Here is a 24,196-nt window from a genome sequence, read left to right as displayed (position 1 = left end):
GCCCGGTCGGTTCCGGTGAGTCGCTCACTTGGGGTTCGACCGGACGTTCGCCCCGACGAGCGCGATCAGGTACGTGAACGCGGGGAACATCACCGCGACCGCGACGAGGAACGCCGGGTCAAGGCCCGCGGGGTCGTCCCAAAGCCAGCCGGTGTACTGGAGGACCGCGAGCGTGAGGACCACGAGCGCCGTGTTGAGCGCGTACTCGGAGGGCGACGGGCTCGGGAACCGCATACGCTCGCTGGCGCCGCCGCTCACTCAACCCTTTCGGCCCGGTCCCGCTCGCGTTCCCGCCGTCTCCGCAGTAGCCGCTCGATACCCTTCCCCGGCCCGCCCTCGATCGGCCAGCCCCTCGTCCGCCACTGCGGGGGTTCAGGCGAGAACTCCGGGCAGGAGCCGGAACACTCCCGCGCTGTCGGGACTTTCCCCTTCGCCGCGCAGTACGGGACGAGCGCGCGCCCCTCGCGCCGGAGTTCGAAGTGCCGGCAGTCGGGGCGCATCGTGTCGTGGTACGAGCGCCACCCCTTCCCGTAGGCGCGCTCGGCGATCTCCAGCCGCAGCGTCTCGGTCTCGGGGTCGCGGCGCTGGCCTTCTCCCGGGGAGAGGTCGCTGGGGTGCCACGCCACGTCGGCCGCGTCAGCGTCGAGGCCGCCCGAGAAGTCGGTCGCGAGGATCCCGGCCTCGACGGGCATCTCGCGGAGGAGGGCCGGCTCGACGCGCTCGCCGGTCGTCTCGGTCGCGAGCCACGCCTCGTCGGCGAGCGCGGTCTCGATGTCGTGATCGAGCTGGTCGGAGAGCCGGTCGGCCGCGGAGCGGTCCAGGTCCGGCTTGTTCTCGACCGCGACGATCCGCTCGACCCAGTCCGGGTACGGTCGCTTCCGGCGGATCTCGATTCGGTTGCCGTCGCGGCGCTTCTCGATCAGGTCTCGGCCCGCCGCGCGGTGGACCGCCTGCCGGACGTAGCGCCACGGGTAGCCGGGGTGCGGCAGCGCGTCGCGGTAGAACGCCCACTCGGCGGGCGCGCCCCGGACGACGTGGAGGAGGTCGGAGTCGATGGCCCGGTCGCCGAACTCGCGCCGCCGTTCGAACGCTTCCGGGTCGAGCTCGATAACGACGGTGTCCCACCGCCGGTCCTTGGTGCCGAGCTGGCGGGAGACCAACGCGGGACGGGACCCCTCGCTTGGGTGCCAGGCCAGCTCGGCGTACCGGCAGACCAGCAGCTCGTAGCCGAACTCGGCGTCGGGCGTCACTGGTCGGACCGTCGAGCGCGGCGGACAAAAGCGGACCGCTCGGGGCGAGGCGGTCGTCGCCCACGCCGCCCCCGCGTCCCGATCAGACGTACTTCCCGTTCTCCTCGTCCTTCCGCTCGTCGAGGTAGTCGTGGGCCTCCTCTAAGATGTCGCGCGGGCCGTCCTGGGTGATCGTGTTGAGCGCCTGGTCGTAGTCGCGCCACTGGAGGTCGCGGTGTTCCTTCGAGAGCTCCGCGCTCGCCTCGAACGAGCGGGCGATGAACAGGTGGACCGTCTTGTGGATGGTCTTCCCGTTCGCCTCGAACACGTAGTCGTACTCCCTTCGGAACCCGTCGATCAGCCGGAAGTCCTCGATACCGGCCTCCTCGCCGACTTCTCGTATCGCCGTCTGCTGGAGCTCCTCGTCCCCCTCGACCCCGCCTTTGGGGAACTCCCAGTCCCCCGGTCGGCTCTTCAGGAGCAGGTACTCCCGTTCGCCGCGGGTATCGCGGAAGAGGATGGCTCCGGCACTGGTCGCTTCGACCGTCATTGGCCGCAGGTAAGCGATCACCCCTAAAGAGCGTGTCGGACTCCCGAACAGAGAGAAGCGACTCGGCGGCGTCGACCGGTTTCCCGGCGGGATTCGCCCGGGGTCGCGCGCGTCCAGCACGGGTAGATGCGTTTTTACCGCTCGGGCGGCCATTTGCGGACGACCCCCAGCCATGACCTTCGTCACGAAGCTCGACTTCGCGTCCGGCGACCGCGACGTGCTCGTCGAGACCGTCCAGGAACTCAAGGAGACGCTCGAACGGAAAGGCGCCGAGTGTAAGGGCCCGCACGCGAGCCCCTCGGAGAACGTCACCGTCCCGCTGTACAAGAACCTCTCGCCGGGCGACGAGTTCTCGCCGTGGCGCTACGACGTGTACCGCCGCTCGATGGAGATCCACGGCGCCGACGACATCGCGCGCGACGTCGTCGGCCGCGACTTCCCCGACTCGATCCACGTCGAGGTCGAGGTCGACCGGAAGAAGCCGGCCGGCCACCGCCGGGACTGAGCCGCGCGACGTCTCCGAACCGACGGGCGACGCGGTCACGGCTGCGCTTTTCGGCGCGGTGGTTCCCTCCCGAACGAGCGTCCCGCTCGTCAGCCGAGCGTCCGGAGGTTCTCCGTCTCGACGCGCTCGGGCAGCCGGTCGAGCGCGCGGTCGCACCACGCGTCGTGGCCGAGCGTGAGCGCCGTCTGGGGGTTCGCCGCCGCGAGCGCGGCCACGCCCGCCGCGGCCGCGACCTGCGCCGCGTCGTCGGTCCGCTCGGGCACCTCCGCGGTGAGCGGGTACGTCTCCGAGAGCGCGGGCGGGTAGGGGCCGAACGGCGGCTTCACGCGCCATACCTCGTCGTACTCGTGGTTCGAGGGCGCCTTCGACTCGGTGAGGAGGAGGTCGTCGGGCGCCGCCAGCCGGGCGAGCCGGTCCTGGTGCCGTTCGACTTCCGGCCGGCGCGCCGCCTCGTGAGAGGTGTAGAAGAACGCGTCCTTCGAGCCGGGGTCGGTGCGCTCCAGCTCGTCGGCGTGGTCGAGCAGCGCGCGGTAGCCGTCGAGCATCGCCGGGTGGCCGCGGGCGCGGCGGTCGACCAGGTCGAGCAGGTTCCCGGACCGGATCGCCTCCTTCACCCGGCGCAGCTCCTCGAAGGTGACGTGGAGGTTGTGCGCCGCGAGCAGCCGCTCCGTCTCGCCGTCGTCGAACCCGCGGAGGTCGGCGGGCGTGTGGTCCGCGCAGACGGGACACGAGCAGGGGAAGTAGTCGAGGTCTTCGAGGTGTTCCGTCCCGGAGACGGTGAGGTAGCGGCCGTCGCGCGCCATCAGCGCGTAGGCGGCCGAGTCGAACAGGTCGCAGCCGGCCGCCACCGCGAGCGCCAGCATCATCGGGTGGCCGGCGCCGAACAGGTGGACCGGCGCGCCCGGCCCGAGGCCCCGCTTCGCCGCGCGCACCGCCTCGACCACCTCGGCGTAGCGGTAGGAGTTCAGGAGGGGGACCATCGCGCCGACCGGGAACACGTCGAGGTCGGTCGCGGCCGCGTGCCGACCCGCCTCCTCGCGGAGGTCGGCGTACGTCGAACCCTGGACCGGCGCGTTGACCAGCATCTCGCCGGTCTCGGCGTCCTCGGCGTCCGCGAGCGCCTGCTTCGTCGTCGCCAGCTCTCGCTCCGCCTGGTCGCGGTCGGCGTCGGGCGGCGTGGGCACGTCGACGGGGGTCGCCACGTCGCTGCCGATCCGCCGCTGGAACTCGATGATCTCCGCGGTCGTCACGTCGATGTCGCCGTACTCCGCCAGCTGGAAGGAGCCGGAGTCGGTCATGATCGCGCCGTCGAAGCCGAGGAAGTCGTGGAGCCCCTCGTCGAGGACGCGGTCGCGGATGCGGTCGGTGCTGCGGATGATGTAGGAGTTCGTGATCAGCATCTCCGCGCCGAACTCTCCGCGGAGCCGCTCGGGCTCGATCGTGAGCACGTTGGGGTTGACCACGGGCAGGAGCGCCGGCGTCTCGACCGTGACGTCGGCGCGCGGGACCTCCAGCCGGCCGATCCGCCCGGCGGCGTCGTGGTCCCGGATCTCGAAGTGATCGCGCATACCCCGACTGCGCGGACGCGAGCGGTAAGGGTTGCGTTCGGCGGCGAACGCGCCCCCGATCGGAGTCGCCCCGTCGGCCGCGGAGTCCCGCCGGCGCGCGGTCACCTCGACGGTCGACTCACAGACCGGTCGGATGTGGGAGGTACGTCGTCTCGACGCCCCAGTCGTCGGTCAGCGATTGGAGCGCGCGGACGCCGAACGTCTCCGTGGCGTAGTGGCCGGCGAGGAACACGGAAATTCCGGCCTCCCGCGCGTCGTGGTAGACCTGCTGTTTCCCCTCGCCGGTGATCAGCGCGTCCGCGTCGGCCGCGACCGCCTCGTCCAGCCAGTCGACGCCGGACCCGGTGACGACCGCGACGCGCTCGATCTCGTCGGGGCCGAAGTCGAGGACCCGCGTGGGCGATGCCTCGCCCGCCGGCTGCCCCTCGAACCCGTCGAGCGTCTCGCGGATCGCGGCCGCCGACCGCGGCTCGGCCGCCTCGCCGATCGTCCCAATCGTGACCGGGCCCATCTCCCCGAAGGGGTCGCGGTCGGAGAGCCCGACCGCCTCGGCGACGCCGGCGGCGTTGCCCAGTTCCTGATGCCCGTCGAGCGGGAGATGGGAGACGTACAGCGCGAGGTCGTTCTCGACGAGCGCCGCGATCCGGTCGTGGACGCGCCCCGTGACGCGCTCGATGCCGCCCCACGAGAGGCCGTGGTGGACGACGAGAACGTCCGCGCCCGCGTCCGCGGCGGCCTCGATGGTCGCTTGCGCGGCGTCGACCGCGAACGCGACGCGCTCGATTTCGGCGTCGTCCGGGCCGACCTGGAGCCCGTTCGCGCTCGCGTCGACGTCGGCGTACGCGGCCGTGTCGAGCTCGTCGTCGAGTCGCTCGACGTACTCGGAGAGCTTCATACCGGCCCGTGGTGCGGGCGGGGAATAAAGCGCGGCGGTCCGTCCGAACCAAGTCGGGTCGAAGTACCGGTCGACCCTCAACCCTCGCAGACAACGATTTATAAATGAACGCGGCGGTGGCGCGTGCCTGCGAGCGGCCGCCTCCGGCGGCCGCGAGGCAGCACGCGCGAGGTCGCCGGCGCTACGCGCCGGCTGCCAGAGGGACCTCCGGTCCCTCGCTGGAGTCGGCCGACCGCAGGGAGGCCGACGAGGCTGGGGAGGCGTGAGGCGCTGTGCGGTGCGGTCGGGTGGGACTCAAAGGGGCAGTCGCGAGGACGAAGCACGGCGACGTAAGCACTGGAAGGAGCGAGCGAAGCGAGCGACTGAAGCGCGCAGCGAGCCGCGCGAGTCCTCGCCGGCTGGGGCTTTGGAGGAGTTCGTCGCCGATCCGCCAGCAACGATTTATAAATAATCGGCTGGGACTTTAGAAGCGTTCAGCGCCGGTCTACTGACAACTACTTATAAACGACAAACTTAGTCGTCGAGTTCCTCGGCGACGGAGTCCGGGAGCGCGTCCGGACCGCCGGCCGCGGCGTCGGCGATGTCCGTCTCCTCCGGCCCGTCGGCCTCCGCCGTGAACTCGGGGTCGAACAGCCGGAGCGCGGTGCGGATCGTCTCCCAGTCGTCTTCGCCGGCGGCGTCCCGGAGCGAGCGCGTCGGGGCCGCGAGCAGTTGGCCGACGAGCGCGTCCGCCAGGTCTTCGACCGTCTCGCGCTGCTCGTCGGTCAGCCCGCCCTGCGCCTCCAGCTTCGACATCGCGCGGTCGAGCTCGCGCGCCTTCACCTGGTCCGCGCCGGCGTACATCGCCGAGATGGCGTCGTCCGCGCGCTTGCGCTTGTACGCCCGGAGGATGCGGTCGAGCTCCTCGTCGATGATCGACTCGACCTTCCGGGCCTCCTCGGCGCGGCTCTCGCGGGTCCGCCGGGTGACGTCTTCGAGGTCGTCGATGTCGTAGACGGTGACGCCCTCGCGGGCGCCGGCCGCGGGGTCGACGTCGCGCGGCTGCGCGATGTCGATACAGACGACGCGACCCGCGCCGTCGACGTACGAGGGGTGAACGACCAGATCCGGGCTCCCGGTCGCGGTGACAACGAGGTCGGCGTCGGGGATGATCGCGGGGAGGTCCGCGAGTGACACCGCCTCGGCGGGGGTGTCGACCTCCTCGACGACGAACTCCGCGTGCGGCACCGTGCGGTTCGCGACGACGATCTCCGAGACCGCGGTGTCGTCGAGCGTGCGGGCCGCGAGCGTTCCCATCTCGCCGGCGCCGACGACGACAGCGGTCCCGTCGGTCAGGTCGATCTCGCCGGCCGCCAGCCGGACGGCCGCGGAGCCGAGCGAGACGACGCCCTCGTTGATCTCCGTCTCCGTCCGTGCGCGCTCGCCGACGTGGAGCGCCTTCGTCACGGCGTCCTTGAGGACGGGGCCGATCCCGCCCGCCGACTTCGACTCCTCGTAGGCCTCGCGCAGCTGGCCGATGATCTGGTCCTCGCCGAGCACGAGCGACTCCAGCCCGGACGCGACGCGCATCAGGTGCTCTAAGCTCTCCTCGTGGTCGAGGCGGCGGACCGCGCCGCCGCGAACGTCCGGCGCGAACGTCGACAGCGCCGTCGTCCCGTCGACGGTCCGGTCGGTGACGACGTACGCCTCCGAGCGGTTACACGTCTGGACCGCGAACGCCTCCTCGACCCCTTCGCGAGCGAGCAGGTCGGAGACGGTCGCGCGGACGCCGTCGCCGCCGGCGGCCTCGATCTCGTCGACGGTCGCGTCGGCGTGGGCGACGCTCACGCCGGCGATCGCACCCGTCTCTCTCATCGGTCGAGTACCTCCTCAATCACGGTGTCGGCCTCTTGCCGTCCGTTGGATCTCCCCTTTTGTAAACCCTTCCAAACCCCCCGGGATCTGACAACGCGCCGGACCGCTTCCCGCCGCTTTTCGGGGGCGACGCCCGCCGCTTTCAGCTCCTCGCGGATCTCGCCCGAGAGCGCCGCCATCTCGCCGGCGCCCGCGATCTCGGCCTCGATCCGCTCCCGCAGCGCCTTCGCGAGCGCGGGGCTCGTCCCCCCCGTCGAGAGCGCCACGGTCACCGGATCGTCCTCGACCGTCGCGGGCACGACGACGCTCCCGGGGTCCCGCCCCCCGGAGACGTCCGTCCGGTTGACGAGGATTCCCCGGTCGAGCGCGGCCGCCTCGACCGCGGCGTTGACCGCGGCGTCGTCGGTCGCGGCGACCGCGAGCGCCGGGTTGAGGCGGTCGATCCACTCCGCGACGGCGTCGGCGTCAGGCGCGGCGCGGACCAGTTCGATCGGTCCGTCGGGGTCGGTCGTCTCGTCCTCGAGCGGGCGCAGCCGCTCTGCGAACTCGGGGCTGACGACGACGATCCGGCCCGCCTCGTCGAACCCCCTCGCCTTCCGCGAGCCGACGGCGCCGCCGCCGAAGACGACGACCGTCTCGCCCGCGAGGTCGTGGTACAGCGGCGTCACGCTCGGCCTCCGAGCCGCGCGGTTCGGCGGGTCACGCCGTGTTGCTGTCCGCCCGGTCCGCGATGCGGATGCCGGTCTTCTTCAGGATGCGCGTCGAGAACAGGGTGTCCCAGTCGTCGGCGCCGACGTCCCAGTGCTCGTCCATCAGCTCCCGCACCTCCGCGATCCGGCGCTCGCTCTCCGCCTCCGTGCGCCCGTGCGTCATCGCGAAGAAGTTGTACTCCCAGACGCCGGCGTGGCGCGGCCGCTCGTAGCAGTGCGTGACGAAGTCCAGCGCCGCGACGGCGGGACCGACCTCGTCTAAGACCTCCTCGGGCACGTTCCAGACCGTCATCCCGTTCTCCGTGTAGCCGAGCGCGTAGTGGTTCGGGATGACGCCGACGCGGCGCACCTTCCCCTCCCACTCGAACCGCTTGATCGTCTCGATCACCCAGTCGACGTCGGCGCCGATCGCGGCCGCCACGTCGGCGTACGGCGTCTCCGTCACCGGGAGCCCGCCCTGGATCTCGACCACGAGGTCGCGCTCGTCGGGGGTGAGCGTCCCGCGGTCGCTCGGCGCGACCTCGGGGCCCAGCTCCGAGAGGTCGACGTCGCCCTCGGGGACCGGCCCGTCGACGAGGAACTTCGCGCCGACGTGGAACTCCCGGAGCTTCGGGAGGTTGTACGTCTCCTGGCCCGTGGCGGCCTCGATCTCGGAGAGGACTTCCTCGACCCGGTCGCTCCCGTCCTTGTCCGGGTCCGGGTGGTCCGCGACGCTCACCACGAACCACATGTTGAGGTGGGGGTGCTCGCGCTCGTAGTTGTGCGCGACCGCGGTGAACTCGTTGACCGTCTCCGCGATCTCCTCGTAGCGGTCCTCGGGCGCGTGCATCGCGACGAGCGACGCCGCCCCGCCGATCTCCTCAGCGTTGACGAGCGCGCCGAACCGCGAGAGGATTCCCTCCTCGTCGAGCTCGCGGACGCGCTCGCACAGCTCCGGGCCGGTCACGTCGACGCCGCGCTCGCGGAGCGCGGCCGCCGCCGCGTCGAAGGGGCGCTCCGCGACCGGGAACCCGCCCTGGAACGCGTTGATGATCGCGCGGTCGAGCGCCGTCAGGTCCGCGTCGACCTCCTGCATGGAACGACCTCGGAACCGAGCGAGAATAAGGGATCCGGCCTGACGCCGCGGGGCTTCTGGCCTGACGCCGCGGGGCTACTCGTCCACGTCTTGCGCGATGTCCGCGAGCGACGAGCGCGGCCCGCGGTTCGCGTCGTACACGGTCCGTTCGCCGGGGATCCGGAGGCCGTACAGCTCGCCGGGCACCACGACGTCGAGGACGACGCTGTCGCCCGGCCCTCGACCGTTCGCGTCGAGCCACTCGACCAATCGGTTCGTGCCCTCGCCGGCCTCGCGCGCGAGCCGCCGGTTGTCGAACGCGCCGCGGAGGAGCCGTCCCGTCGAGTCGCCTGCGACCCGCGCGTGGTACTCCTCGCGGTCGATCGCGACGCGGATCAGGTCGCCCTGACTCACGCCGAGCGCGTCGCAGCGTCCGGACTCGACGCGGCCGTCGAGCGCGTCGTCGTCGGGGAGCCTGACGCAGGGGCGGCGAGTGCCGCCGCTCCGGGCGAGCGAGACGCGGATCGAAGAGACGTCCTCGCCGTCGGAGGGGACGCGAGGCATCGCCGCGTCGTTACTCGTCGGCGTCGTCGTCCGCGTCGCCCTCGCCGAGCGCGGCCGCAACGTCGCCGTCGCCGTCGACGACGCTCGCGTTGATCTGCGCGATATCGTCGTCGATCTCCCGACCGCGGACGGTGATGCGCTTGCGCTCGCCCTCGCGGGACGGCTCGAAGCCGACGCCGCCCTCCAGGAGGAGCTCCTTCAGGCGCGTGCCGGAGACGTCCTCGCGCATCGGGCGCCCGGTCTCGTCGGAGCCCCCGGTGAGTTCGATCGTGTGGTCGGAGAGCCCGACGGCGTCGCCGCCGATCTCGTCGCCGAGTTCGCGACCGAGGAATCGGTTGGCGTCCTGTCCGTCGACCTCTCGCTGGAACGTCTCGCCGGTCTCGGGGTCGGCGACGACGACTTTGAATTCGGCCATGCGCGAACCCAGTCCCCCGCGCATAAAAAGCACGTCGAAACGTCGGAACCGCGGGCCGCGCCGCGCTCAGGCGTCTTCCCCGTCCACGCGCACGACTTCGCGCTCGCCGTCCCCCCACGGGCCGTCGACGAACGCGCCCTCGACCGCGCGGGCGACGGCGTCCGGGTCGTCCGGACCGCCGGCGTCGGCGACGCTCCCGACCGACTCCGGATCGAACGGCACCCCGAGCGCGTCGTAGATCGGTTCGGTGACCCGCGCGATCGGGTCGGGGTCCGCGGCCGAGACGACGAGGACGCCCGCGACGAGCGCCGCGTCGGCGCGGACGCGCTGGGCGAGGCCCGCGACCTTTCCGCCGTCGTCCTCCGGAGCGTTCGGAGCGCGCTTCCCGCCCGCGACCCGGAGCGAGTGGTCCCCCGGACAGAAGGCGGCCGGCGGCTCTCCCCGGACCACTTCGGCGCCCACGTCGCGGAGCGCGTCGCGGAGCGTCTCGGTCGCGGTCTCGTACCGCGAGTCGATCGAGCCCCGCCCGCCGCCGGCCGGCACCGCAACGCCGAACGAGAGCGTCGACCCGGTGTACGCGACCGCGCGCCCGCCGACGTCGCGTTCGACGGGCGGGAACCCCGCCTCCTCGGCCGCCCGCTTCGCCGCCTCGAACCCGGACTCGCGGGCGTCACGCCGACCGAACGCGACCTGCCGCGGCGGCGCGGCCACGCGCACGGCTGATACGCCGTCCGCGGCGGACGCGAGCAGCTCCGCCGTCGGCTCGCGGTCCGCGGCGGGCGTCGCGAACTCGCCCCTGTACACGCGCATACCGAATCCGACGACGGGAGCGCACAAGCCCTTTGCGCCGGGCGCGGTCGCCCGTCGGCGCGCCCCGAGCCCCGGCGAGGAGGCGGCCCGTCGGCCGCCGTGTGACACAACAGTTTTGTCGGCCCTGGAAGTGGTTCAGGTATCGATGAGCGACCTTGGCGCGCTGCCGGTCCAAGCGTACCTGACCGCCTGCCTGTTGGCGGGAGGCATCGGGCTCTGGCTCGGCCGGGTCGCGTGGCGCGAGCGCGACGAGCCCGGCGGGATCGAAGTCGCGCTCTACCTGCTGTGCGGCGGCGGCGTCTCCCTCCTGTACGCGCTCCGCGTCGCCGCGACCGGCGAGGTCGCGATGACGGTCGCGCTCAACTTGGCGACGCCGCTCATGGGCGCGTTACCCGTCCTCTGGATCCTCTTCGCCTTCGCGTTCACCGGGCACGACCGCTGGCGAACCGAGAACCGGATCGTCGCGCTCGCGACGCCCGCGTTCGTCTGGGTCCTCCTCGCGTGGTCGAGCGGCACCCACGGGCTCGCCCGCCGCTCGGTGACGCCGGTCACGGACGGCCCGTTCATGCTGCTCGGGTACGGGCTCGGCCCCGTCGGGGGCGCGTTCGTCCTCCTCGCGTACGGGCTGTGCGTCGCCGGCGTGCTCCTCGTCGTCGACCTCTACGAGCGGACCGGGAACCGCTACCGGCTCCAGACGTTCGTCGTGCTGCTCGGCACCCTGTTCCCGTTCCTGGCGGGTATCGCCACCTTCGTCGACGTGGGGAGCTACGCGCACCTCTCGTGGCTGCCGACGGCGTTCGTGATACACGGCGTGTTCCTCTACGGCACCGTCTTCTGGCTCGGCACCCTCGACGCCGCGGTCGTCGCGCGCGACACCGCCGTCGAGGTGATGCAAGACCCCGTCATCGTCTCCGGTTCCGACGGCCGCATCCGCGACCTGAACCCCGCGGCCGAGGCGATCCTCCCGCCGGACGCGGTGGGATCGTCGCTGTCAGAGGCGTTCCCGCGCCTGGAGGGCGGCGACGAGCACCCGATCGCCATCGGCGACCGCCAGTTCGACATCCAGGAGAACCCGATAACCGACCCGCGCGGGACGGACCGCGGGCACGTGTTCCTGCTGCGCGACGTGACCGCGCGAGAGCGGCGACAGACCGAGCTCGAACGGCGCGAGGCCGAGCTCGAACGACAGAACGAGCGGCTCGAGGAGTTCGCCGGCGTCGTCTCGCACGACCTGCGGAACCCCCTCGCCGCCGCGTCCGCGGCCGTCGAACTGGCCCGCCAGCGCGGCGAGGACCCGGACGGCGCCTTAGAGCGGGCGGCGAACGCCCACGAGCGGATGGACGACATGATCGAGGGGCTGCTCGCGCTGGCGACGGCGGGGGAGACGGTCGACGACCTCGACCGCGTCTCGCTGGACGCGACGGTTCGGCGGGTCTGGTCGCGGCTGGAGACCGCGGAGGCGACGCTGACCGTCGAGGGCGACGCGACCGCGCTGGCCGACCGCGACCGCCTCGAACAGCTGGTCTCGAACCTGTTCCGCAACGCGATCGATCACGCGGGCGAGGACGTCGCCGTCACCGTCACCGTCTCGGCTGACGGCGACGGGGTCGCGCTGGCGGTCGGCGACGACGGCCCCGGGATACCGCCCGAGGAGCGCGAACGCGTCACCGAGCGCGGCGTGTCGCTCGGCGGCGGCACCGGGCTTGGACTCGCCATCGTCGGCGACATCGTCGAGGCGCACGGCTGGACGCTCTCGGTCGCCGAGTCCGACGCCGGCGGCGCGCGGTTCGTGATCGAGGGGATGGAGGCGGCCGACTCGTGACGGGGCCCCCGGCCGACGACGGCGCCGCCGATTCCGACGCGCCGGAAGCGACGGTCACCCTCCCCGCCGACGTCGTCGAGCGGTACGAGAAGTTCTCGCGGTTCAACTCCCCGTACCCCGCCCACGACCACGGCCGCGCGGTCGACCTGTACCCGGGCGCCGGCGTCGGCCGGTCGCCGGTCGCCGGCGTCGTCCGCGAGGTCCGCACCGTCGGCTGCCCCGACCGTCCGTACGCGGCCGCCGAGGACCACCTGATCGTCGTCGACCTCGCCGACGAGTGGTGCGCCCGCGCCGGCGCTCCGTCCGGAACCGTCGCTCGGGTCCTCCACGTGATCCCCGAGGTCGACCCCGGCGACCGGGTCGCCGTCGGCGACGCGCTCGGCCCGACGACGCGCTCGGGCTTCTTCGGCCAGTGGGTCGACGACCACGTCCACCTCGGCTTCCGCCCGCCGGACGCGAATCCCCTCCGAGCGAGCGGGTCGCTGCCGGTCGCCGCGGATCTCCACGCGGAGCCGGTCGCGTGGGGCGGGACCGGGGCCGTCGTCGAGCGCGGCCCGACGCACGTCGTCCTCGACGGCCCGCGGCGCTCCGGTTCCGGACCGGCGTTCGCCGCGCTCGCGAGCGACGAGGGAGTCCCGCTCGACGGCGGGCTGACGCACTACGCGGGCGGCGGGACGTTCCGAGGGAAGGTGGGGTCCACCGTGCCGGACGGGACGACGCTATCCCTCTTCGGTACCGAAATCGGGAGTCTCCGGGCCGGCGACGCCGACGCCGGAGCGCCCGGCGTCGAGTGGGCGCCGGTCGACGTCCTCGCGAACGGCGAGCGCGTGACCGGGCTGTCGCTGTTCGCCGCGCGCGGCGACCGGTTCGGCGTCAAGGTGGTCTGCCCGGACCGCGAGTTCGAGATCGGCGAGTCGGTGACGCTCGACGTCGTCGCGAGCGACGACCCGATCCGGCTCGGCGTCGGCTGAGCGAAGCCGTCAATCGGCGGCCGGTTGTCGCGCGTTTCCGGGGGGTACAAACCCTCCCGGGGTATTCTCCGGAACATGGACCGCACGGAGATCGCGGAGATGGACTCGCTCCCGGACGGGGCGACGGAGTTCGTCAGGCGGAAGCTGGAAGACGATCACGGCTACCTCTCGTGGCTGAACACGGAGGTAGAGACGATCGAACGCGGCCGCGTCGTGCTCTCGATCCCGTTCGACGACAAGCTCACGAACGCGGACGGCCGGACGATCCACGGCGGCGTCGCGGCGACGCTGATCGACACGGCCGGCGGCGTCGCCCAGCGCACGACGTTCGAGGACCCGCTCGACGGCGGCGTGGCGACGGTGAACCTCAACGCGAACTACCTCCGGCCCGCGAACGGCGACCTCCGCGCGGAGGCCGAGGTGGTGCGGGCTGGCGGTTCGATCGGCGTCAGCGAAATGACCGTCACCACCGCTGGAAACGGGGGCGAGGGAGCCGAGGAAGACGGCGAGCGCGACGGGAACCGGTCGGAGGTCGTCGTCGGTCAGGGGTCGTTCCGGCTGTTCCGCGAGTAGCCCGGGAGGTCGGCGAGGATCGCGTCGAGGTCGGGACGATCCTCGGCCGCGTCAGCGCCCGCGCCCGCCGTCTCGGCGCCGTCGTCGGCGCCACCGCCGAGTTCCGCCGCCAGCGCCGCGACCGGCTCGCGGTCGATACGGTCGGAGGCGGCGCGCACGACGACCGACTGCTCGCCCAGCGAGACGAACCCGCAGCCCAGTCGGTCCGCCGTCTCGCGGAGACCGAGGCCGGCGTCCGCGTCGCCGGCGGCGACGGCGCGGACCGGGCTCTCGAACGCCTTCGCGGTCCGCTCGTAGCCGTCGATCTCCTCGGCGAGGTCGCGGCGGTCGGCGTCGCGCCCGTCCGCCAAGTCGTCGAGGACCGTGTCGAGGCTCCGTCGGAGCCCCGAGACGGTCGGTCGGTTCCGAAACCGGAGGTCGCGGTCGATCAGGTCCGCGATCCCGGTCACGTCGTCGGGGTTCCCGTCGGGGACGACGAGCCCCCACTCGCGGGTCCAGCCGCCGACAGCCTCGGCGTCGACGTCGCGCTCGGTCGGCCCCGCGGTCACGGCCACGTCGGGGACGCCGTCGCGGAGGCGCCGGAGCCCCTCGCGCGACCCCACGGCGAGGTACCGGGGGTTGTCGAGCCGGTCGAGTAAGCGGTTGAGCGCGGGGTCGTCCTCGCCGACCCCCAGCAGCGTCGGCGGGCGCACGTCCGGCGAGAACAGGTCAACTGAGACCGATTCGCCGACGTCGAGGTACTCGGTGTCCGGGTCGACCGCGACGACGCCGTCCGCCTCGACGAGGCTCGTCGTCGCGCCCGACCCCTTGTCGACCGGGTAGACGAGCGGGCGGTCGCCGTCTTCCAGGTCGAGCAGGCCGACCGGCATCAGCCGCAGGCGCCCCTCGCCGTAGCGCTCGCCGACGCCCATCCGACCCTCGACGGTCGCCGTCGCCGGCTCGGGCTGGCCGGCGGCCTCGCGGATCGCGGGTGCGACGAACGTCCGGAAGATGGTGAGCGCGGACACCGGGTAGCCGGGGAGGCCGATGTAGGCGGACTCGCTTCCCCGGGAGCCGTCCGCCTCTTCGGTACGGTCGAGCCGCCCGACGAGCATCGGCTTGCCGGGCTTGACGGCGACGCCGTGGAGCAGCAGCTCGCCGCGCGCCTCGATCACGCGGTAGATGACGTCGACGGCGCTCGCCGAGGTCGACCCCGACGAGAGCACCAGGTCGCACTCGTCGGCCGCGCGGCGGAGCAGCCGCTCCATCTCGTCGTAGTCGTCGCCGGCGTGCGGGTAGAGGACGGGCTCGCCGCCCGCCTCCTCGACGCCCGCCGCGATCGTCGTCGAGTTCACGTCGTATATCTCGCCGCGGTCCGGGTCGAGCTCGTCGCCCGGCCGCACGAGCTCGTCGCCCGTCGAGACGATGCCGACGCGCGGCCGCCCCCCGACCGGGACCTCGTCGACGCCGAGCGCCGACAGCAGCCCGATCTCGCGGGGCGTCAGCCGCGTTCCGGGGCCGAGCGCGCGGGCGCCGGCGGCGATGTCCGTCCCCGCGGTCATCACGTGGTCGCCCGGCGCGACCGAGGTTCGGATCGCGATCCGGCCGGACCCGGAATCGCCCCCGTCGACCTCGTCCGTCCGCTCGACCATCACGACCGCGTCCGCGCCGTCGGGCATCACCGCACCCGTCGATATCTCCGCGCAGGTGCCGGGCTCGACGGTCACGTCGGGCGCCGCGCCCGCGTGGACCGCACCGACGAGGTCGAGCTCCGCGGGGTCGGCCTCGTCGGCGCCGAAGGTGTCGCGCGCCCGCACGGCGTACCCGTCCATCGAGGCGCGGTCGAACCCCGGCACGTCGATCGCGGCGTCGACGCGCTCGGCGAGGACGCGCCCGCGGGCCTCCCGCAGCGGGACCGTCTCCGGCGCCGGCGAGAGGTCGAGCGACGCGATCGCCTCGCGGGCGGCCTCGGGGGTCGCGAGGTCGCGGAACTCCTTGCGGTCGCTCATTCGGTCACCTCCCACAGCTCCACGTCGACGGCCTCGCCGGCGTCGAGTCCCTCCCGCGGCTCGGGGACGACCACCCAGCCGTCGGCGAGCGCGACGCTGGAGAGGATGCCGGAGCCGCTGGCGCGCGTCGGCGTCGCGGTCGGGAGCGCGTCGTCGGCGTCGTCGCCGTCAGTCGAATCGGCACCGTCGACCGGCTCCGAGAGCGTCACCCGCGCGAACGTCCGCACGCCGGGCTCGCTCGCGATCTTCCGGTCGAGCGTCGCGCGCCGCGTCGGGAACGGCTCGGCGTCGGTCCCGCCCGCCCGCTTCGTCGCGGGCCGGAGGAACTGCGCCGCGTTGACGATGCACGCGACCGGGTAACCCGGGAGCGACACGATCGGCGTCCCCTCGGCGGTCCCGAGGCACACCGGGTGGCCGGGTTTCAGTGCGACGCCGTGGACGAGCACCTCGCCGAGGCCGTCGACGACCTCGGGGATCAGGTCGCGCTCGCCGACGGAGGAGCCGCCGGTGGTGACGACCACGTCGGCGTCGAGGTCGGACTCCACCGCCTCGCGCAGCGCGTCCGGGTCGTCGGTGACCACGTCGCGGTAGCGCGCCTCGCCGCCCCAGCGCTCGACGAGCCGGGAGACCGTGAGCCCGTTCGTCTCGATCACCTCGCCGGGGTCGGGGTCGGACTCGACCAGCTCCTCGCCGGTCGGAATGACGGCGACCTCGGGCGGCTCGCGGACCGGCGCGCTGTCGAGACCGACCGACCGCAGGAGGCCGATGTCGGAGGGCCGCAGGACGTGCCCGGGCTCGTAGAGGCGTTGGCCGTCGGCGACGTCCTCGCCGGCCTCGCCGACGTTCTCGCCGGTCGCGACCGCGTCGAACACCTCCACCTCGTCGCCGACCTCCTCCGCTTGTTCGACCATCACGACGGCGTCCGCGCCCTCGGGCACCGCGCTGCCGGTGTGGACGCGCGCGGCCTCGCCGGGCGCGACCGCGTCCGATTCGGCTGGCTTCGACGCGAGGACCGCGGGCGAGCGGTCGCCCGCGCCGAAGGTGTCGCTCGCGCGGACCGCGTACCCGTCCATCGCGGCGCGGTCGTACCCCGGCACCGGCGCGGGCGCGTCGATCGGTTCGGCGACGACCCGCCCGTCCGCCGCCTCGACCGGGACCAACTCCGTCCGGTCGTGGGGCGTGACGGCGTCGAGCAGCGTCGCCCTCGCGTCCGCGACCCGGGTCCGCCGCTTGAACCCGGACTCGCGTCTGTCGTGGCTCATGGGAGTACATTCGCGGCCGCGGGCAAAAACCCGTTCTCCGCGGGCGCCGGCTCGCCGGGTCTCGTTCTCAGGCGAACCAGGAGAGGAACCGCCGCGTGCGGTGGATCGACTGGAGCGCGGCGACCTTCGCGGCCACCGCCCCGTCCACCGCGGTCCGCTTGGTGGCGCGCGCGCCCCGGGCCGCGCCGGTCCGCGCGTAGTACGCCGAGCGGCGCCCGGCCGCGCCGACGTAGTGTTTCGCCGCCATCCGGATCGGCGCGCGCCGCCCCTCGACGGTCGTCGTGCCGCGGCGGATCGCCGCCAGCACGTCGTCGGCCGTGACGTCGTGAACGGACTCGACGCCCTCGACCGTCAGCTCCGTGAACGCCCGGCCGACGTACTGGAGGTGGTGCGCGTCGCTCGCGGCGACGCCGGGATAGCCGTGTTCGGCCGCGAACCGACGCGCGCGACGGTTGCGGTACCCGGTGAACAGCCACGCGTTGAACACCTCGATCGCGTCCACCTCGGCGACCGCCGCGGCGGGCTCCGGCTCGGGGTCCGCCTCGACGGCCCCGGCTTCGGGGGCGCCGTCCGCCGCGACGGGCTCGTCCGCGTCCTCGGCCGACCCGGGCGTCGGGATGTTGCGCTGGCGGACGCCGTGGCGCGAGCGCTGGAACGGGTGCGGGACGATGGCGACCCCGCCGCGGTCGCGGATCCAGCGGACCGTCTCGGCGTACGAGCGCCCGCGGGGCGGCATCCGCTCGACGCCGACCGCGAGCAGGTGGCCGTGCGCGGTCGACACCTCCACGCCGGGAATGCCGATCAGCCCGTACTCGGGGGCGATCTCGGCCGCGCGTTTCGACTCCCGGATTACGTCGTGGTCGGTGATGACGACCGCGTCGAGCCCGATTTCGGCCGCGTGTTCGAGAATCAGCTCGACCGGCTCGTGGCCGTCGTAGCTCCCCTCGGAGTGGACGTGCGGGTCGATGCTGACGGTGACGCGGGACACGCCCGAACTACGCGGCGGGAGGTATATAAATGGGCGAGCGACGGCCGTCGGACGATTAGCCCGCAGGCATTCATAAATCGATTCGCGGTGGCGCGTGCCTGCGAGTGGCCGCCGGAGGCGGCCGCGAGGAGCACGCGCGAGGGACGCCGCGAACGCCCGCAGGGCGTGAGCGGCGAGGCTGGGGCGGTGAGAGGTGCTGTGCGGAGCAGTGCGGGGCGGGACTCAACGGGGCAGTCGCGAGGGCGGCGCAGGCGACGTAAGCACCGCAACGAGGGAGCGAGCAGCGCGAGCGACCGAGTGAGGCGCGTGGTTCGAGACGCCGGAGGCGTCTCGTCATCCCGAAAATCTACGATTTTCGGGCGACAGCGAGCGTGCGCCGCCCTCGCGACTGGGGCTTTGGCGGTGTTCGTCGCCAACCGCGCATCTATCTCTTATAAATAACCGGCTGAGAACACGGCGACGCCCTCAACCGAACCACCTTTTTATAAATACTATCGAACGTAGCCAGCCCGATTCAGCCGAACAGGCCCTTGATCCTGTCGACGACGGAGCCGTCCTCGTCGTCCTCTTCGGCCTCCTTCCGCTGTTGCTCGCGCAGCTCGCGGAGCTTCGCGGCCTGGTCGTCGGTGCCCTGCCCGCTGTCGGTCTTCACGTCCCCGCCCTGAAGCCCCTTCAACTCGGAGACCGCGTCGTTGACCGTGCCGGAGGTCGTCCGGGTCTCGGTCGCCGACCCCGCGAGCTTCTCGGCGTCGACGTCGGCCTCGTCGACGGCGCTCGTGTTCAGCTCCAGCCGGCGCGTCTCGGAGCGCTCGACGCCGCCCCACGTCAGCTCCGCGTCCTCCAGCTCGCGCTCGATGTCCGCGCGAACCGACTCCTCGGTGACCGCCTCGCCGCCGGAGCCGGCCGCTTCCGACCCCGACCCGCCGCTCGCGTCCGCGACGCCGCCCTCGGTGCCCGCACCGCCCGCCGCGCCCGCCGCGCCCGCGCCGCCCGCGACGCGCTCGACGCGGTGCGCGACCAGGGCGCCGCCCGTGGCGCCGATGACCGCCACCAGTCCGAGCGCGTAGACGGCGACGATCCGCGCGCTGTAGTCCGTGTTGACGACGACGTTCCAGTTGTGTGGGTACGCCCAGGTGAACGCGCCCGTGGCGGCGAGCGTGACCGCGATCCCGGCGCCCGCGAGGTACAGCATCCGGCGGTCGACCGGCAGGAGGACGACGATGCCGAACAGCAGCGCGGGGAGTCCCACGGCGCCCGCAACCGCGGCGACCTCGCGGACCGCGAACGTCGAGGCCGCGGTCGGGTCGAGCGTGGCGCTGTAGAGGAACACGACGACCCCGATCACCCCGAGCGCGATGCCGGCGGAGAACAGCCCGAAGCCGGCGTACACGTCGATCGTCCGGTCCGGGTCGCCGACGTAGCGACGGTAGTACTCGATGAGGACGTTCTCGGCGTCCGCTTCGCTCATATCCGAACGTTTCCGCCGAGTGTAATGACTGTTACCCCGGCGGCGCACCGTTCGCCCGCCGCTCCGATCGCGTTCCCGTCCGTCGACGCACCCACCCGACCCGTGCGTTTTTCACCGCGGGCGACGAGGTTCCACGCGAGCATCCGTGTCGCACGAGTGCCCCCGCTGCGGCGCCGAGCTGTCGTCGCTCTCGCTCGGCGCCGCCACCGCCGTCGCCTGCGACGACTGCGGCTACGCCGACGTGGAGGCCGACCACTCCGGCGAGCCGGAGTTCGCCGAGAGCTGGGCGGACGCGCTCGCGCGCTTCGAGGAGAACCAGTAGCCGCCCGAGCCACAGAACCAGTAGCCCCGGACCCACACTATGCCCACGCTCGACATCACCGACGACCACGCCGACCGGATCGAAGCGCTCCGCGAGGAGCTGGAAGCGGCCCACGCCGGCACGTACGCCTCCGTCGACCGCGAGGACGCGCTCTCGTACCTGCTCGACCTCGCGGACGCCGTCGACGACCCCGAACGCGTCGCGGCGCCGACGGGCGACGGGGGAGGCGACGACACCGGCGACGAGCCGACCGACGCCGTGGGCGAAGCGGCGGCCGACGCGGTCCCGTTCGACCGCGACCGCGCCCGCGAACTCCTCTCGGCGCGGAACCGACGGGACAGCGACCCCGACCCGGACGATCCGATGGACCTGTCCGACATCGCCGCCGCCTTCGACGTCACCGGGCGCAGCGGGATGACGAAGGACGAGCTCGTCGACGCGATCCTCGACGCCGCCGAGGCGCTCGCCGCCGACCCCTTCGCGCGCGTCGACGTCGACCTCGACGCGGTCGAGTCCACGGATGGGCCAGTGGAGGACGCCGCCGACGAAAGCGACTCGGTCGAGGACGAAGCAAGCGAAGACGACGCCGATGGAGACGCTACCGGAGGCGACGACGGCGGCGCCGGCCAGCTGGACGCGATGATGAGCCTCCTCGACACCCATGCCGACAAGTGGCGAGAGGGGGACGGCGACGCGCGGTACGAGGTCGACCTCCCCGACGGGAGCGTCGAGACGGCGCGGACGAAAGACGACGTGCGCGCGCTGCTGTTCAGGAACTACTGACGACGACCACACAGATCCATGGGATTCATCGACGCGGTCCGCGCGTGGCTCTTCGGCGCGGACGACGAGGCCGACGGCGCGGGCGAATCGGGCGACGAGACGGGCGCGAGCGACGCCGACGAGGCCGACGAAAGCGCGACGAACGATGACCAACCCAACGGGCTCGACCCAGCGGCCGCCACCGAGACCCGGACCGCGAGCGCCACCGACGACGCGGTCGACGCGCTCCGCGACGTGCGGGAGTCGCAGGACGCGGCGGCCCCCACCGACTCGGACGAGGGCAGCGGGCGGCCGCCGGACGACGACCGCCCGAAGTCGTCCGACGACGGCGGTACCAACCGTTAGGTATCCGGAGGCGTACGGGGGCGTATGACAGACGCGGACGCGGCCGGCGACGCCGGCGAGTTCCAGGACCTTGAGGACCTCCCCGACGACCCCACCGACCGGGAGTACGTCGAGCGAACGATCCGGCTCTCGGAGGAGGCGGTAGAGGCCGGCAACACCCCGTTCGGCGCGCTGCTCGCGGTCGACGGCGAGGTCGTCGGCGAGGCGCGAAACGAGACGCGGACCGAGGGCGACGTGGCGGCGCACCCGGAGCTGACCCTCGCGCGTTGGGCCGCGCGCGAGTTCGACGCCGACGAGCTGGAGGCCTGTACGATGTACGCCAGCACGGAGCCGTGCCCCATGTGCGCGACGGCGATCCACTACGCGGGGATCGGCCGGATCGTCTTCGGCGTCGACGGCGAGACGCTCGGCGAGCTCTCCGCGGACGTGGTGCCGATCCCCCTCGAAGAAGTGATCCGGCGCGCCGACGGCGACACGACCGTCGAGGGGCCGATCGCGGTCGAGGCCGCGATGGCGGTCCACGACGACTTCTTCCGCGAGCCGTGACGCCGGAGTCGGACGCCGGCGACGCCGCGGAGGGGGGTTCACCGGCGATTCTCTCGGTCGGCGCCGCGGCCATCGACGAGTGGTACGCGGTCAGCAACCTCCCCCAGCCGGACGGCGGCGCGTTCGCCGGCGAAGTCACGTCCGCGTTCGGCGGCGTCGGCGCCAACGTCGCGGTCGCGCTCGACCGACTCGGCCGCGACGCGGGGCTCGTCAGCCGCGTTGGCGACGACGAGTACGGGCGCCGCGCGCTGGCGTACCTCGCCGAGACCGGCGTCGACGGGACCCACGTCGCGGTCGGCGACGACGCCCACACTAGGTCGCTCATCCTCCGCGACCCGGACGGGGAGCGCGCCATCGTCACGGCGGGCGAGAGCTTCCGCGGCCTCCGTCCCGACGACGACGCGCTCGCGGCGATGGCCGACGCGGACGCCGTCTTCCTCACCGCCTACGCCCCCGACCGCGCGGCGCGGCGGATCCTCGACCGGGTCGAGTCGCTCCGGGAGAGCGCGGCCGACTCGGGCGGGAGCCCGCCCGCGCTGATCTTCGACCTCTCCGGGTCCGTCGAGGAGCTGGTCGGACGCGGGACGGAACCGGCGACGATCCACCGGTTCCTCCACCGGGCCGACCTGTTCGTCGCCGACGGGGTCGCCGCGCCCGCGTTCTTCGGCTCCGCGGAGGCGGCGGTCGAACGGGTCGCGGACGCACAGCGCCGAGCGGTCGCGTCCGAGAGAGAATCCGACGCGGCGTCCGCATCGCGGTCGCGAGGCGGCCCGACGTGGCCCCGCGCGGTCCTCACGCACGGCGCGGACGGGATGACGGCGGTTGCCGGGGGAGAGGCGACCGAGTTCGACGCGTTCGACGTCGAGACGGTCGACACGACCGGGGCCGGCGACGCGTTCACCGGCGGGCTGATCGACCGGTGGATCGCGGGGGAATCGGCGGAAGCGTCCGCGGATTCATCTGCCGCCCGCGACGGCGTCGCCTCCGGCGTCAGGTTCGCCGCCGCGGTCGCCGCGATCAACTGCACGAGCCGGTTCACGCAGCCCGGACTCCCGACGCGGAGCGAGGTCGAGTCGTTCCTCGCGGAGCGCGGGTACGACGGCGACTGAGATCGGCGAAAGTACCGGAACTGACGAGGTCACCGGACCGCGTCGGCGGCCGCGACGAGGTCGGCGACGCGGTCGGCGTCGACCGGCGCGGTCGTCTCGCCGCCCTCCTTGAGCGCGGTGCCGACGATGGCGCCGTCCGCGACGCCGAGCAGGTCGGCGACCGTCTCCGACGTGACGCCGCTGCCGACGAGGACCGGCGTGTCGAGGCCGTGGCGGTCGCGCTCTGCGACGACCGCTTCCAAGGCTTCGGCGTCGACCGCCTCGCCGGTCCCGGGCCCGGAGGCGATGACGGCGTCGGCGAGGCCGCGCTCGGCGGTGTCGGCGAACGACTCGGCGGTGTAGCCCGCCGGCGTCAGCGGCGCGGAGTGTTTCACGTCGGTGTCGGCGAAGACGCCCACGTCGACGCCGAGCCGGTCTCGCAGGCGGAGGGTCTCGTGGGCGCGCCCCTGAACGATCCCCTGATCCGTCACTCGGGCGCCGGTGTGGACGTTCACGCGGACGAAGTCGGCGCCGACCGCGGCGGCGATCGAGAGGGCGGCCTCGGCGTCGTTCCGGAGGACGTTGATCCCGAGCGGGAGGTCCGTCTCGTCGGCGACCGCGGTCGCGGCGCGGGTGACGGCCGCGACGACGTGTGGCGGGACCTCGTCCGGGTAGAAAGGGGCGTCACCGAAGTTCTCGATCACGATCCCGTCGACGCCGCCGCGGTCGAGCGCCCGCGCGTCGCTCGCGGCCCGGTCGACCGCCGCGCGCATCGCCTCGCGCCCGTCGTCGGGCGCTCTGGGGGCGCCGGGCAGCGGCGGGAGGTGGACCATGCCGAGCAGCGGCGCGCCCGTGCCGAAGGTGGATTCGAACTCCATCGTCGGGGCCGAGGAGGCGCCCGGACAAAAGCCTCCCCACAGCGTTTAGGCCGCGGGTCGCCTCCGGCCGAACGAGATGGGAATCGACGCGACGGACCCCGGCGACGGCGACGTGACGCTCGTCTTCTCGCTCGGCGCCGCGCGGTCGCTCGCCGACCCCGCCGCGGCGTTCGCCGACGCGCGCCGGTGGAGCCGCCACGTCGGTATCGTCGCGAACGAGGCGGAGCAGGTCGCGGCGTTCGCCCGCGACCACGGAGTCGACAACGACTACGAACTCACGAACTGGGACAAGTGGGGAACGCTCGCGGACGTGCGCGACGAGAGCGCCGCCCCGCGCCGCGTGTTCGTCGGCACCACCCGCGCGGACGAGCGCGTCGCGACCGAGACGGGCTACGAGTTCCTGCGAGTCGACGAAGCGGCCGAGAAGGCCGGCTGGGAACTCTCGGAGCCGGGCGCGAGGGAGCCTGACGCGGACGGCGACGACGGACCACTCGCCCGGCTCCGCCGTACGGTCCGCGACGCGCTCTCGCGGCTCCGGTGAGCCCCGGACTCTCGCTCGTCGGGAGCGACGGGTCTCGGCCGCGGAAGGTACAAACCGCTCGTCGCCCAACGTGGGGTATGTCCTCACCGCTCGCGGACGAGCCTGTCGAACCGGCCGGCGACGACGCGGAACCGCTCGACGCAGACGAGTGCGCCGACTACGTCGCCGAGCTCGGCGACGCCTGGGAGGTCGTCGACGACCACCACCTCGAGGCGAGCTACGAGTTCCCCGACTTCGAGACGGCGCTGGCGTTCACGAACGACGTGGGCGAGCTCGCCGAGCGGGAGTGGCACCACCCGGACATCGCGCTGTCGTGGGGCGAGGTCGGCGTCGAGATGTGGAGCCACGAAGTCGGCGGCCTCACCCGCGCCGACTTCGTGATGGCGGCGCGGATGGACCGCCTGTACGCCGACTACGACGAGTGACCGAACGACTCCGGTCCTGGAACAGCAACAAACGGCTTTAAA

At 73.0% G+C, this 24,196-nt stretch carries 27 protein-coding genes; 11 read left to right on the top strand and 16 right to left on the bottom strand.

What is annotated here, in order from left to right; translation table 11 throughout:
- Positions 1-24 precede the first annotated feature (24 nt).
- From C466_RS10520 to C466_RS10510, 3 genes are all read right to left on the bottom strand, one after another.
- The gene (locus tag C466_RS10520) at positions 25-234 is read right to left on the bottom strand and encodes a hypothetical protein (protein ID WP_004596136.1); all 210 of its coding nucleotides are present in this window, start codon (positions 232-234) and stop codon (positions 25-27) included.
- Between the two features lie 20 nt (positions 235-254).
- Positions 255-1,250, bottom strand: a complete 996-nt coding sequence (locus C466_RS10515) for a DUF5787 family protein (RefSeq protein ID WP_004596137.1) — start codon at positions 1,248-1,250, stop codon at positions 255-257.
- Between the two features lie 82 nt (positions 1,251-1,332).
- Positions 1,333-1,779, bottom strand: coding sequence for a bis(5'-nucleosyl)-tetraphosphatase (locus C466_RS10510; protein WP_004596138.1), 447 nt, complete (start codon positions 1,777-1,779; stop codon positions 1,333-1,335).
- 172 nt (positions 1,780-1,951) lie between these two features.
- On the opposite strand from C466_RS10510, the gene C466_RS10505 reads away from it, so the two are divergent.
- Positions 1,952-2,284 (top strand): uS10/mL48 family ribosomal protein, encoded by a 333-nt coding sequence (locus tag C466_RS10505; RefSeq protein WP_004596139.1) that lies wholly within the window; start codon positions 1,952-1,954, stop codon positions 2,282-2,284.
- 89 nt (positions 2,285-2,373) lie between these two features.
- Here the strand turns inward: C466_RS10505 and tgtA are convergent, their stop codons facing one another.
- The 8 genes from tgtA to C466_RS10465 form a co-directional block, all read right to left on the bottom strand.
- A complete protein-coding gene (gene tgtA / locus C466_RS10500; RefSeq protein WP_004596140.1) occupies positions 2,374-3,852 on the bottom strand; it encodes a tRNA guanosine(15) transglycosylase TgtA in 1,479 nt (492 codons plus the stop codon).
- A 118-nt stretch (positions 3,853-3,970) separates the two neighbouring features.
- Positions 3,971-4,747, bottom strand: coding sequence for a Nif3-like dinuclear metal center hexameric protein (locus C466_RS10495; RefSeq protein WP_004596141.1), 777 nt, complete (start codon positions 4,745-4,747; stop codon positions 3,971-3,973).
- Positions 4,748-5,260: 513 nt separating this feature from the next.
- Positions 5,261-6,601, bottom strand: coding sequence for a glutamyl-tRNA reductase (gene hemA / locus C466_RS10490; RefSeq protein WP_004596142.1), 1,341 nt, complete (start codon positions 6,599-6,601; stop codon positions 5,261-5,263).
- A complete protein-coding gene (locus tag C466_RS10485; protein ID WP_004596143.1) occupies positions 6,598-7,269 on the bottom strand; it encodes a precorrin-2 dehydrogenase/sirohydrochlorin ferrochelatase family protein in 672 nt (223 codons plus the stop codon). Before C466_RS10485 ends, hemA begins: the two co-directional genes overlap by 4 nt.
- Before the next feature lie 31 nt (positions 7,270-7,300).
- A complete protein-coding gene (ahbB, locus tag C466_RS10480) occupies positions 7,301-8,386 on the bottom strand; it encodes a siroheme decarboxylase subunit beta (RefSeq protein ID WP_004596144.1) in 1,086 nt (361 codons plus the stop codon).
- Positions 8,387-8,461: 75 nt separating this feature from the next.
- Complete coding sequence (locus tag C466_RS10475) at positions 8,462-8,929, bottom strand: DUF7112 family protein (RefSeq protein WP_004599787.1); 468 nt, start codon at positions 8,927-8,929, stop codon at positions 8,462-8,464.
- A gap of 10 nt (positions 8,930-8,939) precedes the next feature.
- Entirely contained in the window at positions 8,940-9,344 is a 405-nt protein-coding gene (locus tag C466_RS10470; RefSeq protein ID WP_004596146.1) for a 30S ribosomal protein S6e, read from the bottom strand.
- 66 nt (positions 9,345-9,410) lie between these two features.
- Positions 9,411-10,154: a lipoyl protein ligase domain-containing protein gene (locus tag C466_RS10465; RefSeq protein WP_004596147.1), complete on the bottom strand. Its 744-nt coding sequence runs from the start codon at positions 10,152-10,154 to the stop codon at positions 9,411-9,413.
- Positions 10,155-10,299: 145 nt separating this feature from the next.
- Between C466_RS10465 and C466_RS10460 the strand changes: the two genes are divergently transcribed.
- From C466_RS10460 to C466_RS10450, 3 genes are all read left to right on the top strand, one after another.
- Entirely contained in the window at positions 10,300-11,976 is a 1,677-nt protein-coding gene (locus C466_RS10460) for a sensor histidine kinase (RefSeq protein WP_004596148.1), read from the top strand.
- Positions 11,973-12,947: a hypothetical protein gene (locus C466_RS10455; protein WP_004596149.1), complete on the top strand. Its 975-nt coding sequence runs from the start codon at positions 11,973-11,975 to the stop codon at positions 12,945-12,947. Before C466_RS10460 ends, C466_RS10455 begins: the two co-directional genes overlap by 4 nt.
- Positions 12,948-13,022: 75 nt before the next feature.
- Entirely contained in the window at positions 13,023-13,520 is a 498-nt protein-coding gene (locus tag C466_RS10450; RefSeq protein WP_004596150.1) for a PaaI family thioesterase, read from the top strand.
- On the opposite strand, the gene C466_RS10445 is transcribed toward C466_RS10450, so the two are convergent.
- The 4 genes from C466_RS10445 to C466_RS10430 form a co-directional block, all read right to left on the bottom strand.
- On the bottom strand, positions 13,490-15,508 hold the full coding sequence (locus tag C466_RS10445) for a molybdopterin biosynthesis protein (protein ID WP_004596151.1): 2,019 nt from the start codon (positions 15,506-15,508) through the stop codon (positions 13,490-13,492). The genes C466_RS10450 and C466_RS10445 overlap by 31 nt on opposite strands.
- Positions 15,505-16,770 (bottom strand): molybdopterin molybdotransferase MoeA, encoded by a 1,266-nt coding sequence (locus tag C466_RS10440; RefSeq protein WP_004596152.1) that lies wholly within the window; start codon positions 16,768-16,770, stop codon positions 15,505-15,507. Before C466_RS10440 ends, C466_RS10445 begins: the two co-directional genes overlap by 4 nt.
- A 67-nt stretch (positions 16,771-16,837) precedes the next feature.
- Positions 16,838-17,758: a CehA/McbA family metallohydrolase gene (locus C466_RS10435; RefSeq protein WP_004596153.1), complete on the bottom strand. Its 921-nt coding sequence runs from the start codon at positions 17,756-17,758 to the stop codon at positions 16,838-16,840.
- A 514-nt stretch (positions 17,759-18,272) separates the two neighbouring features.
- Positions 18,273-19,226, bottom strand: a complete 954-nt coding sequence (locus C466_RS10430) for a DUF7139 domain-containing protein (protein ID WP_004596154.1) — start codon at positions 19,224-19,226, stop codon at positions 18,273-18,275.
- A gap of 145 nt (positions 19,227-19,371) precedes the next feature.
- On the opposite strand from C466_RS10430, the gene C466_RS17015 reads away from it, so the two are divergent.
- Genes C466_RS17015 through C466_RS10410 form a run of 5 tightly spaced genes read left to right on the top strand, consistent with a single transcriptional unit; the run spans position 19,372 to position 22,331 of the window.
- The gene (locus C466_RS17015) at positions 19,372-19,548 is read left to right on the top strand and encodes a hypothetical protein (protein ID WP_004596155.1); all 177 of its coding nucleotides are present in this window, start codon (positions 19,372-19,374) and stop codon (positions 19,546-19,548) included.
- 39 nt (positions 19,549-19,587) lie between these two features.
- The gene (locus C466_RS10425) at positions 19,588-20,331 is read left to right on the top strand and encodes a hypothetical protein (protein WP_004596156.1); all 744 of its coding nucleotides are present in this window, start codon (positions 19,588-19,590) and stop codon (positions 20,329-20,331) included.
- A gap of 18 nt (positions 20,332-20,349) precedes the next feature.
- Complete coding sequence (locus C466_RS10420; RefSeq protein WP_004596157.1) at positions 20,350-20,676, top strand: hypothetical protein; 327 nt, start codon at positions 20,350-20,352, stop codon at positions 20,674-20,676.
- A gap of 24 nt (positions 20,677-20,700) precedes the next feature.
- Positions 20,701-21,222, top strand: a complete 522-nt coding sequence (locus C466_RS10415; RefSeq protein WP_004596158.1) for a nucleoside deaminase — start codon at positions 20,701-20,703, stop codon at positions 21,220-21,222.
- Positions 21,219-22,331, top strand: a complete 1,113-nt coding sequence (locus C466_RS10410; protein ID WP_004596159.1) for a carbohydrate kinase family protein — start codon at positions 21,219-21,221, stop codon at positions 22,329-22,331. The genes C466_RS10415 and C466_RS10410 overlap by 4 nt, the downstream gene beginning before the upstream one ends.
- A gap of 29 nt (positions 22,332-22,360) precedes the next feature.
- Here the strand turns inward: C466_RS10410 and C466_RS10405 are convergent, their stop codons facing one another.
- Positions 22,361-23,188, bottom strand: a complete 828-nt coding sequence (locus C466_RS10405; protein WP_004596160.1) for a BtpA/SgcQ family protein — start codon at positions 23,186-23,188, stop codon at positions 22,361-22,363.
- Positions 23,189-23,264: 76 nt separating this feature from the next.
- On the opposite strand from C466_RS10405, the gene C466_RS10400 reads away from it, so the two are divergent.
- Together C466_RS10400 and C466_RS10395 are read left to right on the top strand one after the other, a co-directional pair.
- Positions 23,265-23,729 (top strand): DUF7124 domain-containing protein, encoded by a 465-nt coding sequence (locus tag C466_RS10400; RefSeq protein WP_004596161.1) that lies wholly within the window; start codon positions 23,265-23,267, stop codon positions 23,727-23,729.
- A gap of 77 nt (positions 23,730-23,806) precedes the next feature.
- Entirely contained in the window at positions 23,807-24,154 is a 348-nt protein-coding gene (locus C466_RS10395) for a 4a-hydroxytetrahydrobiopterin dehydratase (RefSeq protein WP_004596162.1), read from the top strand.
- Positions 24,155-24,196 lie beyond the last annotated feature (42 nt).

The sequence above is a fragment of the Halorubrum distributum JCM 10118 genome (assembly GCF_000337335.1).
In the GTDB taxonomy this organism is placed as follows: Archaea; Halobacteriota; Halobacteria; order Halobacteriales; family Haloferacaceae; genus Halorubrum; species Halorubrum distributum.
Note: the sequence above shows the minus strand (reverse complement) of the source record. Positions and strands in the feature narration are given on the sequence as shown.

What these genes read in the sequence shown, in the direction of transcription:
- C466_RS10425 (WP_004596156.1), top strand. Translation starts at nt 19,588, where the DNA reads ATGCCCACGCTCGACATCACCGACGACCACGCCGACCGGATCGAAGCG.
- C466_RS10405 (WP_004596160.1), bottom strand. Translation starts at nt 23,188, where the DNA reads ATGGAGTTCGAATCCACCTTCGGCACGGGCGCGCCGCTGCTCGGCATG.
- hemA (WP_004596142.1), bottom strand. Translation starts at nt 6,601, where the DNA reads ATGAGAGAGACGGGTGCGATCGCCGGCGTGAGCGTCGCCCACGCCGAC.
- C466_RS10475 (WP_004599787.1), bottom strand. Translation starts at nt 8,929, where the DNA reads ATGCCTCGCGTCCCCTCCGACGGCGAGGACGTCTCTTCGATCCGCGTC.
- ahbB (WP_004596144.1), bottom strand. Translation starts at nt 8,386, where the DNA reads ATGCAGGAGGTCGACGCGGACCTGACGGCGCTCGACCGCGCGATCATC.
- C466_RS10465 (WP_004596147.1), bottom strand. Translation starts at nt 10,154, where the DNA reads ATGCGCGTGTACAGGGGCGAGTTCGCGACGCCCGCCGCGGACCGCGAG.
- C466_RS10470 (WP_004596146.1), bottom strand. Translation starts at nt 9,344, where the DNA reads ATGGCCGAATTCAAAGTCGTCGTCGCCGACCCCGAGACCGGCGAGACG.
- C466_RS10415 (WP_004596158.1), top strand. Translation starts at nt 20,701, where the DNA reads ATGACAGACGCGGACGCGGCCGGCGACGCCGGCGAGTTCCAGGACCTT.
- C466_RS10505 (WP_004596139.1), top strand. Translation starts at nt 1,952, where the DNA reads ATGACCTTCGTCACGAAGCTCGACTTCGCGTCCGGCGACCGCGACGTG.
- tgtA (WP_004596140.1), bottom strand. Translation starts at nt 3,852, where the DNA reads ATGCGCGATCACTTCGAGATCCGGGACCACGACGCCGCCGGGCGGATC.
- C466_RS10430 (WP_004596154.1), bottom strand. Translation starts at nt 19,226, where the DNA reads ATGAGCGAAGCGGACGCCGAGAACGTCCTCATCGAGTACTACCGTCGC.
- C466_RS10395 (WP_004596162.1), top strand. Translation starts at nt 23,807, where the DNA reads ATGTCCTCACCGCTCGCGGACGAGCCTGTCGAACCGGCCGGCGACGAC.
- C466_RS10495 (WP_004596141.1), bottom strand. Translation starts at nt 4,747, where the DNA reads ATGAAGCTCTCCGAGTACGTCGAGCGACTCGACGACGAGCTCGACACG.
- C466_RS10440 (WP_004596152.1), bottom strand. Translation starts at nt 16,770, where the DNA reads ATGAGCCACGACAGACGCGAGTCCGGGTTCAAGCGGCGGACCCGGGTC.
- C466_RS10460 (WP_004596148.1), top strand. Translation starts at nt 10,300, where the DNA reads ATGAGCGACCTTGGCGCGCTGCCGGTCCAAGCGTACCTGACCGCCTGC.
- C466_RS10520 (WP_004596136.1), bottom strand. Translation starts at nt 234, where the DNA reads ATGCGGTTCCCGAGCCCGTCGCCCTCCGAGTACGCGCTCAACACGGCG.
- C466_RS10400 (WP_004596161.1), top strand. Translation starts at nt 23,265, where the DNA reads ATGGGAATCGACGCGACGGACCCCGGCGACGGCGACGTGACGCTCGTC.
- C466_RS10445 (WP_004596151.1), bottom strand. Translation starts at nt 15,508, where the DNA reads ATGAGCGACCGCAAGGAGTTCCGCGACCTCGCGACCCCCGAGGCCGCC.
- C466_RS10510 (WP_004596138.1), bottom strand. Translation starts at nt 1,779, where the DNA reads ATGACGGTCGAAGCGACCAGTGCCGGAGCCATCCTCTTCCGCGATACC.
- C466_RS10450 (WP_004596150.1), top strand. Translation starts at nt 13,023, where the DNA reads ATGGACCGCACGGAGATCGCGGAGATGGACTCGCTCCCGGACGGGGCG.
- C466_RS10420 (WP_004596157.1), top strand. Translation starts at nt 20,350, where the DNA reads ATGGGATTCATCGACGCGGTCCGCGCGTGGCTCTTCGGCGCGGACGAC.